This window comes from Euzebyella marina (assembly GCF_003687485.1).
In the GTDB taxonomy this organism is placed as follows: domain Bacteria; phylum Bacteroidota; class Bacteroidia; order Flavobacteriales; family Flavobacteriaceae; genus Euzebyella; species Euzebyella marina.
Window position 1 is genome coordinate 4520838 of record NZ_CP032050.1, and the last position, 16042, is coordinate 4536879.

General features: G+C 40.5%; 15 protein-coding genes. 7 read left to right on the forward strand and 8 right to left on the reverse strand.

Annotation, left to right across the window (positions count from 1 at the left end):
* Nucleotides 1-11: 11 nt before the first annotated feature.
* Nucleotides 12-1358 carry a TolC family protein gene (locus tag D1013_RS19380; protein ID WP_121850400.1) on the reverse strand — a complete coding sequence of 449 codons (1347 nt, stop codon included), beginning with the start codon at nt 1356-1358 and terminating at the stop codon, nt 12-14.
* 213 nt (nt 1359-1571) lie between these two features.
* Between D1013_RS19380 and D1013_RS19385 the strand changes: the two genes are divergently transcribed.
* Entirely contained in the window at nt 1572-2939 is a 1368-nt protein-coding gene (locus D1013_RS19385) for a sigma-54-dependent transcriptional regulator (protein ID WP_121850811.1), read from the forward strand.
* A 6-nt stretch (nt 2940-2945) separates the two neighbouring features.
* On the forward strand, nt 2946-4292 hold the full coding sequence (locus tag D1013_RS19390; protein ID WP_121850401.1) for a sensor histidine kinase: 1347 nt from the start codon (nt 2946-2948) through the stop codon (nt 4290-4292).
* Here the strand turns inward: D1013_RS19390 and D1013_RS19395 are convergent.
* From D1013_RS19395 to D1013_RS19415, 5 genes are all read right to left on the reverse strand, one after another.
* Nucleotides 4289-4636, reverse strand: coding sequence for an MGMT family protein (locus D1013_RS19395; protein ID WP_121850402.1), 348 nt, complete (start codon nt 4634-4636; stop codon nt 4289-4291). The genes D1013_RS19390 and D1013_RS19395 overlap by 4 nt on opposite strands.
* On the reverse strand, nt 4633-5262 hold the full coding sequence (locus D1013_RS19400) for a LysE family transporter (RefSeq protein ID WP_121850403.1): 630 nt from the start codon (nt 5260-5262) through the stop codon (nt 4633-4635). Before D1013_RS19400 ends, D1013_RS19395 begins: the two co-directional genes overlap by 4 nt.
* 3 nt (nt 5263-5265) lie before the next feature.
* Nucleotides 5266-5934 (reverse strand): tRNA (guanosine(46)-N7)-methyltransferase TrmB, encoded by a 669-nt coding sequence (trmB, locus tag D1013_RS19405; protein WP_121850404.1) that lies wholly within the window; start codon nt 5932-5934, stop codon nt 5266-5268.
* Nucleotides 5935-5953: 19 nt separating this feature from the next.
* The gene (locus tag D1013_RS19410) at nt 5954-7036 is read right to left on the reverse strand and encodes a sensor histidine kinase (RefSeq protein ID WP_121850405.1); all 1083 of its coding nucleotides are present in this window, start codon (nt 7034-7036) and stop codon (nt 5954-5956) included.
* Nucleotides 7037-7126: 90 nt separating this feature from the next.
* Complete coding sequence (locus D1013_RS19415; RefSeq protein ID WP_121850812.1) at nt 7127-7813, reverse strand: response regulator transcription factor; 687 nt, start codon at nt 7811-7813, stop codon at nt 7127-7129.
* 177 nt (nt 7814-7990) lie between these two features.
* Here D1013_RS19415 and D1013_RS19420 point away from each other — a divergent pair, with 177 nt between their 5' ends.
* From D1013_RS19420 to D1013_RS19435, 4 genes are all read left to right on the forward strand, one after another.
* Nucleotides 7991-10801, forward strand: a complete 2811-nt coding sequence (locus D1013_RS19420) for a TonB-dependent receptor (RefSeq protein ID WP_121850406.1) — start codon at nt 7991-7993, stop codon at nt 10799-10801.
* A gap of 30 nt (nt 10802-10831) precedes the next feature.
* Nucleotides 10832-12877, forward strand: coding sequence for a beta-helix domain-containing protein (locus D1013_RS19425; protein WP_225621394.1), 2046 nt, complete (start codon nt 10832-10834; stop codon nt 12875-12877).
* Between the two features lie 144 nt (nt 12878-13021).
* On the forward strand, nt 13022-13330 hold the full coding sequence (locus D1013_RS19430) for a T9SS type A sorting domain-containing protein (RefSeq protein ID WP_121850407.1): 309 nt from the start codon (nt 13022-13024) through the stop codon (nt 13328-13330).
* Nucleotides 13331-13494: 164 nt separating this feature from the next.
* The gene (locus tag D1013_RS19435) at nt 13495-13821 is read left to right on the forward strand and encodes a T9SS type A sorting domain-containing protein (RefSeq protein ID WP_121850408.1); all 327 of its coding nucleotides are present in this window, start codon (nt 13495-13497) and stop codon (nt 13819-13821) included.
* A gap of 48 nt (nt 13822-13869) precedes the next feature.
* Here the strand turns inward: D1013_RS19435 and D1013_RS19440 are convergent, their stop codons facing one another.
* Complete coding sequence (locus D1013_RS19440; RefSeq protein ID WP_121850409.1) at nt 13870-14301, reverse strand: FKBP-type peptidyl-prolyl cis-trans isomerase; 432 nt, start codon at nt 14299-14301, stop codon at nt 13870-13872.
* Nucleotides 14302-14512: 211 nt separating this feature from the next.
* On the opposite strand from D1013_RS19440, the gene D1013_RS19445 reads away from it, so the two are divergent.
* On the forward strand, nt 14513-15490 hold the full coding sequence (locus D1013_RS19445) for a LuxE/PaaK family acyltransferase (RefSeq protein WP_121850410.1): 978 nt from the start codon (nt 14513-14515) through the stop codon (nt 15488-15490).
* On the opposite strand, the gene D1013_RS19450 is transcribed toward D1013_RS19445, so the two are convergent.
* Complete coding sequence (locus D1013_RS19450; RefSeq protein WP_121850411.1) at nt 15487-16017, reverse strand: hypothetical protein; 531 nt, start codon at nt 16015-16017, stop codon at nt 15487-15489. The genes D1013_RS19445 and D1013_RS19450 overlap by 4 nt on opposite strands.
* Between the last annotated feature and the right edge of the window lie 25 nt (nt 16018-16042).

A 16042-nucleotide genomic window follows, 5' to 3' on the forward strand; every position in this document is an offset into this window, starting at 1 on the left:
TTGTTTACTAATTATTCAATGTCAAACACAGGCAGCCCACGATAAAAATCAAGGGTACTTTTATTGATTTCTGACTGTAATTCTACCTGCAAGTTTTCATTTTGTGCACTTGCAAAAAGGTTCTTTGCGGTAAAAAGCTCCAGTGCATTGATTAACCCCTTTTCGTACCGCTTTTGTGCAATGGTGAATGCCAATTCTTGCGCCTGAACTTTTTGTGTGCTCTGTTCGAGCTGTACCTCTAAAGATTCATACTCTTGTACCAATTGCTGAATCGTCTGATAGACTACTTGCTTTTGTACCATTAAATTATTCTCGGCGCGCATGCGTTCTATCTTTTGTTGTTTGATTCTTGATCGGGTCGACCAACCGTTGCTGATAGGCACATTCAAACTTACGCCGATGTATTGGCTCGTGTTATCCCGAAACTGATCTCTGAACGGAACCGTAACCCCCAGACTATCTCGGGTGGTTTCGAAATATCCGGTTGCCTTACCTGCAAAAAGGGATAATGATGGCAATAAACCCCCACGCTGAACGGCCAATTGCTTTTTCGCAGCCCTTACCCTTAGTTCTTGGGCCTTTAGTATAGGCATGAATTCGGTCGCCTGCTTATAGATTGTATCTGAAACCATAGGCGAATGGCTTTCCTTTTCCGCATCCCATAGAAAATCATTCTGAATTTCAATACTATCGGCACCTTCTAAATTCATTTCTTGAATCAATTGTAGTTCAGCGGCGGCCAATTGGTTCTCACTTTGGGTAAGATTAAGTTTATCGGTCAGCAAAAGAGATTCGGCCTCGTACAAATCTGCTCCGGCCTTAAGGCCCAATTCAATTTGCTTGGCCACAAGGTCATAATTGGCTTGGGAAACTTCCATCTGTTCTTTTGAAATGGCTACAAGCCCCTTAAAAAACTTAATATCGTAAAAGGCCTGCATCACCCTAAATGCCAAAAGATAGCGTTGCTGTAGCGTCTCTTCTTGGGTAGCTTTGTACAGAAACTTGGTAGCCTTGATGGAATTCAATTTTTGAAAACCCCTGAAAATATCAACAGAAGTTTCTAAGGAATAATTGTTGGAAAAGAAATCGGTGGTAACAATATCATTGGTAAAGGGGTCTGTGCTACGACCATAATTGACCACGTAATTTGCACTGCCCGTAACTGTAGGAAGTAGGCTTCGTATAGATTGCCTATAAGTTTCACGGTCGGAAGCGGTGTTAAAACTATAATCCTTTAACTGAAGATTGTGCTCTAAGGCATATGAAACGCATGCGTCGAGCGTCCATGTTTCTTGGGCCGCCAGTTTGGCCGAAATCCAAAGTAAAATAAAAACCAAAAATTTAACTAGTTGACTCATACTGTTATTAGTGTGCCAAACATTATACTATTGTTATGCCAATATTTTAGATTGTTGATTTTCAGTTAATTAAAATAGTTTAAGCTATTTTCACAAAGATTCACTGTAAAATTTATATACAACATTTGTCAAATATTTTGACACTGTCAAAAATATATAAATACAGTATTGTAGCTTTATTTGAGTTTTTTGTTGGATACCCTTTTGGATGTTATGATCGACGCAAGAATATTAATTATAGATGACAACAAAAGCGTTTTGAGCGCTTTGGAAATTTTACTTCAGTTTGAGTACAAGACGATTGAGACCATTTCCAATCCCAATCAAATTTCTTCTTTTCCTAATCTGAAGAATGTTGATATCGTAATGTTGGACATGAATTTTTCGGCAGGGGTCAACTCGGGCAATGAAGGCCTCTACTGGCTGCGCGAACTTCAGAAAAGAGCACCCGACACCTCAGTGGTAATGATGACGGCCTATGGTGCGGTCGACCTTGCCGTAAAGGCACTAAAGGAAGGAGCCTCTGACTTTATTCTAAAACCTTGGAACAACGATAAGCTTTTAGCTACGGTTAAATCAGCTTTTGAACTAAGAAAGTCAAAAATTCAGGTAAGTAAATTAAAAGAAAAAGAGAGTAATCTTAAGCAGGTAATCAACCAAAATAAAAATTATATCATCGGTAATTCAAGGGCCTTGAACGGTGTCTTGAAAATGGTTTCAAAAGTAGCCAAGACCGATGTAAACGTATTGGTTACCGGTGAAAATGGAACAGGAAAAGAACTGATTGCCAGAGAACTGCATAAGCTTAGCGAGCGTAGTCATGAAGTTTTTATTTCTGTGGATATGGGCTCGATTTCTGAAAACCTATTTGAAAGTGAGCTATTCGGGCATGTAAAAGGGTCGTTTACCGATGCAAAAGAAGACCGGGCCGGTAAATTTGAAGCGGCGAATGGCGGTACTTTATTTTTAGATGAAATTGGCAACCTATCATTACAGGCCCAAGCCAAACTACTTTCGGCCATTCAAAATAGAACCATTGTTCGAGTAGGTTCGAATAAATCGATTCCCGTAGACATCAGATTGGTATGTGCCACCAATGAAGATTTAGATAAAATGGTAGCGGAAGGTCTATTTCGTGAAGACCTTTTGTACCGAATTAACACCATTCGTATCGAAGTACCTGCTCTTCGTGAAAGGGAGAATGACATTCTGGTTTTAACCGATTTTTTTCTTAAAAAATTCACTTCTAAATACGGAAAACCATCGCTTCGTATCAATCAATCGGCACAGGAAAAACTCATGGCCTATGCTTGGCCAGGAAATATTCGAGAGCTTTTGCACACGATTGAAAGAGCGGTAATTCTCTCTGAAGGAAACGTGTTAAAACCCGATGACTTCTTATTGAGCAATAAACCAAATATGTCAAATGCAGTGAACGGGCCTGCCACCTTGGAAGAAATGGAATTGCTGATGATCAACAATGCCTTGGAGCAAAACGCTGGAAACTACAGCGCGGCCGCAGAACAATTAGGCATTTCTAGACAGACCCTTTACAATAAGCTAAAGAAAATAGGTAAATAGATTCTTATGGTTAGTAAGCACATACACCTGCAGTTAATTCTGAGAATTCTGCTTATCACCTTGACTTCGTTGGCAAGCGGTCTGTTTTTGGTCAATGAGAATTATATTCTTTTACTATTGACGGTGTTATTACTGGCCTTACAGACCTATTTTCTCATATTTTATGTCAACCAGACAAATCGAAAGATAGCCTACTTCTTTGAGGCCATCAAAAATGAAGATTTCACCCTACGATTTCCTGAAAAGCTAAGTGTCAAATCATTAAAAGAACTCAACCACAGTTTGAATGTCCTGAATGCCATGATTCAAGACATTCACCTTAAAAAGCAGGCACAAGAGCAATTTTACCAAGAGATACTGAAACAGGCCGATATTGGCATTATGACCGTTAACACCAAGGGGCATATTCTATATGCCAACCCCACAATTGAGCGTCTGTTGAATCATCACCCCCTTAATCACATTAAGCAACTTCAGCAAATCGATGAAAAGCTTTACCAACAATTCTCAGGTTTAGAACCTTTTGAAAGCAGTATTCATCAATTGACCAATGAACGTGATAAGACCGAATTGGCATTAAAAGCCACGGCCGTAACCGTTGACGGACAATCTTTACTTCTGGTGGTCGCTCAGGATATCAGAAAAGAATTAGATGAAAAAGAGACCGATTCATGGGTCAAACTTATAAGGGTCTTGACCCATGAAATAATGAATACGATTACACCGATTACCTCAATCTCAGAGTCAATTCTAAAATATTATAAACAAGGGGAGACCGTTATCAGCGGTCAAGAGTTTCCTGAACAGCATTTAATCAATACGGTCAAAGGGTTAGAGGTAATCAAGTACCAAGGTACCGACTTAATGAATTTCGTTCAATCGTACCGTAAATTTTTAAGTGTACCCGAACCGGATAGAGAATTGATTCCTGCCAAAGAACTGTTAGAAAGAATAGCCCTGCTGTTGGGCAACCAACAAAATAAAGAGAACCTAACCATCAAGTACAAGGTTGAACCCGAAGACTTGGAACTCTATATCGATGTCAAGCAAATGACTCAAGTGCTTTTAAATCTGGGCAAAAACGCCCAGCAATCATTGGAAGGGCAAACCGATGGTCGTATTTTTCTAAAGGCTGGCATTAACGAAAAGAACAAAAAATTCGTTCAGGTTTGGGATAATGGCCCAGGCATCGCTTCCGACTTAATTGATGAGATTTTTGTGCCCTTCTTCACCACCAAAAATTCAGGTACTGGTATCGGTCTAAGCCTCTCAAAGCAGATTATGAGATTACATAAGGGCACTATACAAGTAGCATCTCAAGATGAGACAGTTTTCACCTTAACTTTCGACTAATCTTCCCCTACACCCAGCTCTTTAAAGGGGTCCCAAAAGTGCTTTTCAAAATGCACAATCTGGTTATCGACCACCTTAATACCCTCGTTTTCCAATAATTGCTGCATAAGGTTAGTTCCATCAAAATGGTGCTTCCCAGTTAACAGTCCTACTTTATTAACAACCCGATGGGCAGGAATGTCATCGAATTTGCCCGCACCGTTCATGGCCCAACCGACCATTCGGGCACTGCGGGCAGCACCCAAATACTTGGCAATGGCACCATAGGAGGTAACGCGCCCTTCCGGTATGAGCCGAGCCACTTCATACACTCGATCAAAGAAATTCTCGTTTTCCGCTTTCATCGATAAAAGATACGTGATAAGGTAATGACCAACAACACGAGCATGAGCAAGCTCATGATATAGTTGCTGTTCTTTGAAAAACGGTTGCTCTTTCTTTCAAGCTTATTGAAATAAACGGTATACATGTAAAGAACGGCAAAGGTTCCGAACCCGGCCGCCAATGTAAAAGTCAGAATATCCCAAACTTCAAATTTGATCCATCCCGAGGCATTCCACATTATATTAAGTCCGCTATAATAGGGTATGGTCAATAGATTTACGGCACCTAAGAGCATTCCCTTAAAATAACTGTTCTTTTTACTGACCTTATCTAAATTGTTCTTTTTCTCTTTATTCTTTTTCGCGGCAACATAGAAATAGACAGCAAAAAAGGCGAAAACCCCAACTGCAATCTTCAATAGAACATCAATGACATGCGGATTCTTAAAAAGAAATTTAGAAATATAAACGGCAATCGTAGCCTGTAACACCACCATTGTTGAAACGCCCAAGCTAAATATGACCCCATCTATTTTACCCCGTTCAACACTAGTTTTGGCGGCGTTCATGTTTAAAAGGCCTGGAGGTACGGTTGCCATAAAAGCAGCGGAAAAAGTCGCAAAGAACAAAATCAATAGGTGTAACATGGATCAATGCACCTTAAATTTGATATAGGTAATAGGCTTGCCGTTTTCAAGATATTGCTTCTCATAAAAAGTTTGAATACCTAAAACTTCATCGGGGCTGCCTTCATTCTTATAAACATCATGATTGGCGTAAGAGACTTCTAGACCCAGACCATGCAATAGGCCAAGGGTGTAACCATGCATAAATTCGCTATCGGTCTTTAGATTGACCGTACCATCTGGGCTAAGAATGTATTTGTAGCGATTCAGAAAAGCCTCGTTGGTCATACGGTGTTTGGTACGCTTGTACTTTATCTGTGGGTCGGGAAAAGTAATCCATATTTCGGAAACCTCGCCTTCGGCAAAAACCTCATCAATCAGTTCAATTTGAGTACGCAGAAAGGCCACATTCTTAAGACCCTCTTCTAAAGCAGTTTTGGCACCACGCCATAATCTCGCTCCTTTTATATCGATTCCGATAAAATTTTTGGAAGCATCTCTTCTGGCCAAACCTACAGTATATTCGCCTTTGCCACAGCCCAATTCGAGCACGATAGGGTTGTCATTACCAAAATGTGATTTCCAATTTCCTTTAAGGGAAAAGCCGTTCTTTATATCTTCTCTTGAGGGTTGCAACACATTTTGAAACCCTTCGTTCTCTTTAAACCTTTTCAGTTTGTTCTTACTGCCCACTTGCTCTTATTTGACAATTTTACTCATCGGAAAGTATTGGTTCTTCTTCATCGACCTCAACAACCGCCTTTTCTAGTGTAAACGAAAATTCACTACCGACCCCAATCTCACTCTCGACATATATTTTCTCTTTATGTGCCTCGATAATGTGTTTAACGATTGAAAGGCCGAGCCCTGAACCTCCTTCACTACGGCTTCCGCTTTTATCGACACGATAGAAACGCTCAAAAAGTCGGGGAATATGCTGTTTTGGTATTCCCTCGCCATTATCGGTAACTCTCACGATCACCTTATTTTTGATCAGGTTTTCAACACTCACCTCGGTAGTACCATCAGAATGCCCATATTTTATAGAATTGACCAAAAGGTTGGTCACTACCTGCTGAATCTTTTCTTTGTCGGCGAATACATAAATCGGTTCGCCATACTCCATATCAAAAGTGAGAACGATGTTCTTTTTCTCGGTCTTCATTTCCAAAAGGTCGAACACACTCTGAATAAGTTCAATAATATCAAACTTTTCTTTGCGCAGATTGAGCTCACCGACTTCAAGTTTGGTGATAAGGTCGAGGTCTTTAACAATATAGATTAGCCTTTCTACCCCCTTACCGGCTCTTTGCAAATACTTTTTTCGAACACTTTTATCGTTCATCGCCCCATCTAATAGGGTTTCAATATAACCTTGAACCGTGAATAAGGGTGTTTTTAGTTCATGAGAAACATTACCTAAAAAATCTTTGCGGTATTCTTCCCTTATCTTAAGCGTATCTATCTCTACCTTCTTGTCTTTTGCAAATTTCTCAATCTCTTCGGTAAGGGTTTTCATGTCAGTAGTAATTGGACCGGAAACAAGGGAAGACGACTCCAACAAAGCTACATCATCATAGATTTGCTTGATTCGCCGATAGATAAAGTGCTCAATTCTTACCTGTAAAACCGTAAAAGCTATAATAAACAATACCGCTGCAGCAAGAACTACCGATAATGCGTCGAATTGGCCCGAAGCAAAGAGAATTACTGCCAAGACCGAAGTAAAAACCAATGTGATATAGAAAGACGACCTTAAAGCGAAGCGATAAGATCTTTTCAATTTAGTGGCCATGGTCTTGAATTTATAGTACGGCCCTCAACTGGTTTATGGGCCAGAGCCCAAAATTAAAGTAAATAAGTGGAAACAATGGTCAAGAAACGTCTAGAGTACAAATTTGTAACCTACTCCCTTCACCGTTTTAAAATGGTCTTCACCAATCTTTTCGCGCAACTTTCTAATATGCACATCAATGGTTCTACCACCTACGACCACTTCATTGCCCCATACGCGGTCAAGTATAACCTCACGTTTAAAGACTTTGCTTGGTTTAGAAGTCAACAGTGCCAATAGTTCGAACTCTTTTCTAGGCAGAACTATCTCTTCACCATCGTTGATAATTTTGTACTCCTCTCTATTGATAACAATATTACCGACCTTAACAATTTCTTCTTGAGCACCCCCATCTTCCTTCAGCCTGCGTAAAAGTGCCTTAACCTTGCTCACCAAAACTTTCGGGCGAATAGGCTTTGTAATATAATCATCGGCACCCGCCTCAAAGCCTGCAACCTGGGAGTAATCTTCACCTCTGGCGGTTAAAAAAGCTATGATGATATTCTCTAGACCGGAAGTACCACGAATAACCTCACAAGCTTCGATACCATCCATCTCTGGCATCATAACATCTAGAATGATCAGATGCGGTTGCTTCTTCTTTGCCAGGGCAACACCCTCCGCACCGTTCTTGGCAGTAAAAACTTGATAACCTTCAGACGTAAGGTTGTAACCTATAATCTCCAGAATATCAGGTTCATCGTCTACCAATAAAATCTTGATGTCTTTCTTTTTCATGTGATACTTTTCTTTAATGACCGGGCCAAGATAAAGATAATACATGTATCCCTAAACCGCTTAACGTTGATTTAATATTATAACATTAAACTAACATTATTGCAAAATAGATTTAACATGTGCGTAACTCGACTTTTACAGCCTCTCTCTTTATTTGCGGCGTACTAAAAAGAAGAAATGAGATTATTATTTACTGTTCCCCTAGCGTTTTTCATGACGCTACAATTACTGGCCCAAGACAAGGGGAGTATTGGGGGAAAACTGACAGACAAAGAGTTCAACAACGAACCGTTACCATTCGCCAACGTTATTATCAAAGGCACAACCACAGGAACCACTTCAGACTTCGACGGTCTTTATGAAATTTCAAACTTAGAGGCAGGTACCTACACCGTTCTATTTAGCTATTTGGGTTATGAAACGATAGAAATACCGGACGTTGTGGTTGAAGGTGGCAAGGTAACCACTATTGATGTGCCCATGAGCGCATCTGAAGGTGTTTCGTTAGACGAGGTAGTCGTAACTACGGTTGCCCGTAAAGATTCAGAAGTAGCTTTACTTTTAGATCAAAAGAAAGCTGTTGAAATCAAAGAAAGTATTGGCGCACAGCAACTGGCCAAAATAGGTGTTTCAGATGCGGCTACGGCAACTACAAAAATTTCCGGAGTATCGAGTAGTGAGGCTTCCGGTGATGTTTTTGTAAGGGGACTTGGGGACAGATATCTTTCAACAACCCTTAACGGTCTTCCCGTACCTTCCGACGACGTAGAAAGAAAGAATATCGACTTAGGCTTGTTCCCAACAAGGGTTATAGAAAATGTGAGCGTAAGTAAGACCTATGGGGTTCAAACTACCGCTGACCAAGCATCAGGTGTGGTCAATATTACCTCAAGAGAACTTCAAGGTTCAAGCGATATCAGTATAGGCGTAAGGGCAGGTGTCAATTCGAACGTCGCTAAAAGCGGGGTTTTCGATAGCTATAAGATATCTCCTAACTCCGATGATATCATCGGTGGTTTCTATACCCAAGACAACCCTGTAAGAAATCAGCTGACCCAACAAGGTTGGAATACATCGGAAGAAAGCGCCCCCATCGATTACCAATACAACATAACGGTTGCAAAAAAGTTCAAAGAAAAGTTTTCAGCTCTTTTGACCGCTTCTCAATCGCGCTCGTACGATTATGCCGAAGGTCTGTTCAGACAGTTCAGGTCTAACTTTATCGATGATACCATCACCGACGCGACCACTTACACAAAACAATTAAATACTAGTGGTCTATTAGACCTTACGTACTACATCAATTCTGACAACAAAATTAAATCGAGCACTTTCTTTGTGAACAAGGTGTCCGATCAGGTTTTTGAAGGAGGTAGAAATGGTGAAGCGACCATTTTTGAAGAAACCGATCCTGCCGAAGGGTTATTCCAGTTCATTCGTGACCAAAACGTTAAACAAACCCGCTTATTGGTAACCCAACTATTGGGTACGCATCGTCTTAAAGAAAACAATTTCTTAGAGTGGGCAGGTGGTTTTAACAAGGTAGACGCAGATGAGCCCAATCGTATTCGTAACGAGGTCAACTTTGACCCTGACGGAAGTTTCGTTCAGTTGGGTAGAACCGGTGGGTTTCAACAACGAAAGTCGAACCAACAAATCGATGACCAAGAATTTAATGGGTACCTAAGGGATATCATCAATGTCATCAATGAAGAAGACAACCAAAAGTCTTTTGATATTGAGCTAGGTTTAAACTACAGAAACAAAGAGCGTGATTTCAGCTCAAAATTTGTAGGTGTCGAAGAACGTAGCACTAACACCATCAACCCATCATCTATTGATGATTTAGGAAGCATTTTCACTTATGAAAACTTCTTGAGTGGCGACCTACAGATAAATGAATTACAGCCGGATACCTATTTAGGTGAATTGGAATCGAAAGCGGCCTATGCCAACTTTAATATCGGTTTGAAAAAATGGCATTTTAACACGGGTATGCGTTTTCAAAAAGATATAATCGATGTCTCTTATGATGTAGGTAATATTCCCGGTAGAATCGGTGAAAGCACAAAAGAGTATGCCAATCTCTACCCAAGTGCCAATATTAAGTACGATATCAGCGAAAAAAACGCCATTCGCTTGGCAATGAGCCGTACCATTACCCTACCTGAGTTTAAAGAGATTGCTCCTTTTGAGTATGTTTCCCAAACCGGGCAGGTAACAAGAGGTAACCCAGACTTAGAGGCTTCTCTTGACCTCAATTATGACCTTAAATGGGAATATTTTCCTTCTAACGGCCAATTGATTTCGGTAGCGGCTTTCTATAAAGACATATCAGACCCCATCAATAAGGTTCAAGATAGAGGTTCTGCAGGTGTATTCTCGTATTTCAACTCTGGCGATAAAGCCGAAGTATACGGCTTGGAAATTGAGACCAAGATTGACCTGATAACCATTGATGATTCAGGTGAGACCCCAAGGGGCTATGACCTTAATCTGAACTTTAACGCCACCCGCCTTTGGCATAGTCAAGACCTAAAGGAAATCAGGGATGAAAATGGCACTTTCATCAGAACCTTCAGATACAACGGTCGTACAAAAGCCGATTTACAAGGCGCTTCCGATTACATAGTAAATGCCAGCCTTAATCTAAGTACCGCTTCAGAAAATCCGTTCTCGGCCTCTTTGACCGCTAATTACGCATCGGATAAAATCTTCGCATTGGGCGCTCCTGAAATTCAAAGCCAGAGCGACCGGTTCTACAATGAGTCAATCGTAGAAAAAGGATTTGCCGTACTCGATTTAGTAATGACCAAAGAATTCGGTGAACACTGGACCTTGAGATTTATGGGCAAGAATTTATTGAACCCCGAAATAAAGAGAACCCAATTAGTAAGACCTAGCACCACAGGTATCGAAACGGAAGAAATCGTTCGTTCGTACACTGGTGGAAGCTCTTTGACCTTGGGTTTGAATTATAGCTTTTAACAATTGGATCTAATATTTAAAACAACAATTATGAAAACGAAAACAATCAAATTTTCAATGATTTTCGCCATGGTTTCAGGGCTTTTCCTTGCCAGCTGTGGTAATGATGATGGGGGCACTACTCCACCCCCACCAGCAGCGGCCACTTGCTCCGATGGTGTTCAGAACGGTGATGAAACAGGTGTTGACTGCGGTGGATCTTGCGCCAACTCTTGTGAGGCTGCTGAAGATACTGCCTTAACAGGTTCTATGACTGAAGACAGAGAACTAGACCCATCTAAAGAATATACTATTACCGGAGTATTCAGTGTTGAAAGTGGTGCTACCCTTACCATTCCTGCTGGAACAAAAATCGTATCAGAAACTGGTACTGATAGATATATTGTAGTTCAAAAAGGTGCTATGATCGATGTTCAAGGTACTGCTGCTGCTCCTGTAATTATGACTTCAGCCAATGAAACTCCTGGAGACTGGGGTGGTTTGGTAATCGCTGGTAACGCTGAAACTACTGAAGGTGTTGACGCAACTGCCGAAGTAGGTGGTATTCTTTACGGTGGTTCTGCCAATGATGACAACTCTGGTTCTATTAGCTACTTGGTAATTAATTATGCCGGTGCTCAAATTAACTCAGAGTCTCAATACAATGGTCTTACTCTTTACTCTGTTGGTTCTGGTACAGCTATCGACAATGTTGCTATCTTGAACGGTACCGATGACGGTGTTGAGTTCTTTGGCGGTACCGTTAGCGCTACAAATCTTTACCTAGAAAACAACGAAGATGATGCTGTTGACTGGACAGAAGGATGGAGCGGTTCTATCACCGATACTTACGTACTTCATACCAATGCCGGTTTCTCTACTGCTATCGAAGCTGACGGTGTTAATGCCAACCCAACTATCACGAACTTCACTGCCGTATCTACAAAAGGTGGTACTGCCCTTCAGTTCAAGAAAGAGTCTGGTGCAACTATCACAGGTCTTTCTTTGACAGGTTACCAAACTTCTGTCGATATGCCTAACGATGGTCCTTTGGCCAACATTCAAATCGATGGTGCCGATGCCGATCCAGCAATGACTTATTTAGCTGATCCATCAGTTGATATTTCTGCTTTCGCATGGGTTTCTACTGAAACTTCAGTTGAAACTATGGATTTAGTAGGTACTGTTGATGCCGATATGGAATTGGATTCTGACATTATCTACAGATTGACTGGTAGCCTAAGCGTTGAAACTGGTGCTACATTGACTATACCTGCTGGTACCGTAATCATTGCCGATGCGGCTGAAGGTGAATCAACAAGTACTTATATCGTAGTTAAGAAAGGTGCCATGATCGATGTTCAAGGTACTGCTGAGGCTCCGGTAATCATGACTTCTAGCGACCAAAACCCTGGTGATTGGGGCGGTTTGTTACTTTTAGGTAACGGTGTTACTTCAGAAGGTGTTGATGCTACTGCAGAAGTTGGTGGCTTCCAATACGGTGGAACTGACAACACAGACAACTCTGGTTCTATCAGCTACTTGGTTATCAACTATGCCGGTGCTCAAATCAATTCAGAATCACAGTACAACGGTCTTACTCTTTATGCAGTAGGTTCAGGTACTACCATTGAAAACGTAGCTATCTTAAACGGTACCGACGATGGTGTTGAGTTCTTTGGAGGTGCTGTTAACGCAAGCAACTTCTACCTAGAAAACAACGAAGATGACGCTGTAGACTGGACAGAAGGTTGGAACGGTACTTTGACCAACACTTATGTTTTACATAGCGTAGCTGGTTTCTCTACTGCGGTAGAGGCCGATGGTGTTGATGGTGCCGATCAGGCAAACAACCCAACATTAGAAAACTTCACTGCTATTTCTAGTGTTGACGGTACTGCTCTTCAGTTCAAAAAGACTACTGGTGCTACTATCACAAATCTTTACTTAGAAGGTTATGCTACTTTGGTAGATATGCCTAACGATGGTCCTTTGGCCAATATTCTAATCGATGGTGCTGCCGCCACTACAGAAGGTCCTTATACTTCTGGCACTCAAGTTGACGTTGCAACGTTTGCTTGGGCAACTGGTGAGTAATCACGATTAAAAAGCATAACAAAAACCCCGCAATTGCGGGGTTTTTTACTTTCTATCCAGAAAATGAGACCGTTTATACGATCGAGCAACGAAGGATATAAAGATTTAGTATATTTGTGGTACATTTTTTGTTTAACCTACCATATGAAGCACCTTTACCTACTAGTTACATTGCTTTTTGTTTCCTTTACGTACGGGCAAGATCGTAACGGTAAAGCCGATATTGATGGGTTCAAGCTATACCCCAACCCAGTAACCGATGGTAAGGTTTATATCAGCACTACGAAAAATGCCCCTAAGCAAATCGCTATTTATGACGTTTTAGGAACCAAGGTTCTCGAAACAAAAATTACCGGCAAAGAATTATTCTTGGCCGACTTAGACGCCGGGGTATACGTACTTAGAGTATATGAACTCAATAATGTTGCCACCAGAAAGCTGATTATCAAATAGGTTTCATATTTCAATTCAAGGCTACTGGTCTTCCGCCGCTGGATGTGCTTTCCCGAAGACAATCCATCACTTAATAACATACATTTATAGCCATTTGACAACATTTTTAGTGCTTCAATTGAAGGTATCGCTATCTTTAAGGTATTGATCCCAAATCAATTACCATGCGCCTACTCTTTATTTCTATGGCTTTCTTATTTTTCACTCTAAACCTATCGGCGCAGGAGAGTGAATTAAGAATGGCAAGTGAACAATTAAATCGACCAGAGTTAAAATTATATCCCAACCCAGCCTACGGCGAATCGGTAGAATTGATTACCCATAGCAAGGCCACTAAAGAAGTGAGGGTGTATGATGTTTTTGGCAAGATTGTTCTTGAGCAAAAGGTATTTAGAAATACCCTTGTCATTTCAAGTTTAGAACCTGGTATCTATGTACTTCAAATAAAGCAAGAGCAGCACAGTTTTAATCGAAAACTTGTTATAAAGTAAAAGCCCCGCTTGTGCGAGGCCCTATAAATTACCAGAAGTTTATACTTACTATAATATTTCTACTACTTCTAGATCAAAAATCAAATCTTTTCCGGCGAGTGGGTGATTGGCATCTACCACTATTGAATCTTGTTTAACATCTTTCACGATAAGATTCATTTTTTGTCCGTTCGGTCCTTCCGAAACTAGACCCATTCCTATTTCCGGCTTTATATCTTGAGGTAATTGACTTTTAGGCACTTCTTGTATCAACTGCTCGTTCGTTTCACCATAAGCTTCGGCCTTCGGAATATTTACGGTTTTCTTTTCGTTCACTTTCATATCGATTATACCCTTTTCAAAACCGGGAATAATTTGTCCTTGCCCCACGGTAAATTGCAATGGCTCTCCTCTTTCAATTGAACTATCGAAAACTTGACCGTCTTCCAATTTTCCTGTATAATGTACTTTTACCGTATCATTATTCTTTACCTGACTCATACTTTTTAGTTTAAGGTTTGACCGAAAATTCGGTTAAGCGGCAAAGGTATAGGTCTGAAAACGGACTCAAAATATTCAGATAGTTATCCTTCTTATTTAATAAAGGATTAACGCCATACGTGCCAGATGTTAATTTTCTTAACATTAATTTACTCTAGCTCTATCAGCCTATCTACTATCGGAGATTCGTACTTTTGTGAAGGATTAGAGTATGGCAAATCAATCAATTTTTAATATTGCTACAACTGAGGAATTCGAAAGTGCCACCATGGAGACTTTTCAATTTCAATATCAGAACAATGAGGTCTATCGCTTGTTTTGCGACTACTTAGAGAAATCTCCCAATATTATCTCAAAGATTGAAGACATTCCCTTTTTACCCATCTCGTTCTTCAAAACACACCCGATTATATCAGGTATAGGCCAGGCAGAAACTGTTTTCACCAGTAGTGGTACTACCGGAAGCCAAACGAGCAAACACCAAGTTCTTGACCTGAACCTTTACGAGGAAAGTTTTTTGAAGGGGTTTGAACTATTCTATGGCGATATTTCAGACTATTGTATTCTAGCACTGCTTCCCTCTTATCTAGAGCGCAATGGCTCTTCGCTCATTTATATGGTAGACCGGTTGATAAAGGAGAGTAAACATGAGGCGAGCGGTTTTTACCTAAAGGACCTTACTTCTTTGGTAAGCAATCTATCCTCCCTAGAAAAAAAGAGTCAAAAGACATTACTTATTGGCGTTTCTTTCGCTCTTTTAGATTTAGTCGAGGAGTATGGACTTAGCCTTGAACATACTATTGTGATGGAAACAGGAGGGATGAAAGGACGTAGAAAGGAACTGATTCGGGAAGAGTTGCACGAAATTCTCACCAAAGGTTTTGGTGTAAGGCAAATTCATTCGGAGTATGGTATGACAGAACTCCTATCTCAGGCTTATTCTAGCGGAAAGGGTATTTTTAAAACTCCGCCTTGGATGAAAATTCTGATTAGGGATACGGAAGACCCGCTAAGTTATCAAACCATCGGAAAAACCGGTGGCATCAATGTTATCGATCTGGCCAATAGAGATTCTTGTTCGTTCATAGCAACCCAAGACCTGGGTAAGTTACACTCGGATGGCAGTTTTGAGATATTAGGCCGATTTGACCATTCAGATGTACGTGGATGTAATCTAATGGTTCTTTAGAGACCTAGAATTTTAGCATCCACAAAAAAAGTAGAGTTCACTTCGATTTCATGGTCTCTACTAATGGCTTCATCGGTTACTGTATATAACCGTAAACTGAACTTATCTTTCTTAATGTATTCTTTTAAATCGATATCGATAACATCTACATCAAGCGTATTACCCGTGTTGGGGTCTACCTGTGCCTCTTCAGCAATCTTTATCTCATCAAGATCTTCGGCCGAGATGTAAATCTCAATCGATTCTAAAAAACTAAAGTCAGCGTCTTCAGGAGAAGTAATCTTCAAGACCAACTGCTTAAGGCGAATTTCTTCTATTAAATCTTTACGAGTATCATTGACTTCAAACTCAGATTCTGAGTTCGTTTCTACATCGGGAGTAAAAATATCGAAAGGTAAATCAACCCCCATGGTTGAAGGTATCGTCACGTTACTTTTGTAGTCGATATCAAATTTGGTAAGCTCATCTATCTTATCACAACTCACTAAAAGAAAGATAGCGATTACGCCATAAATTAGGTTTTTCATTGCAATCAGTTTTCTTTTTCTGAAA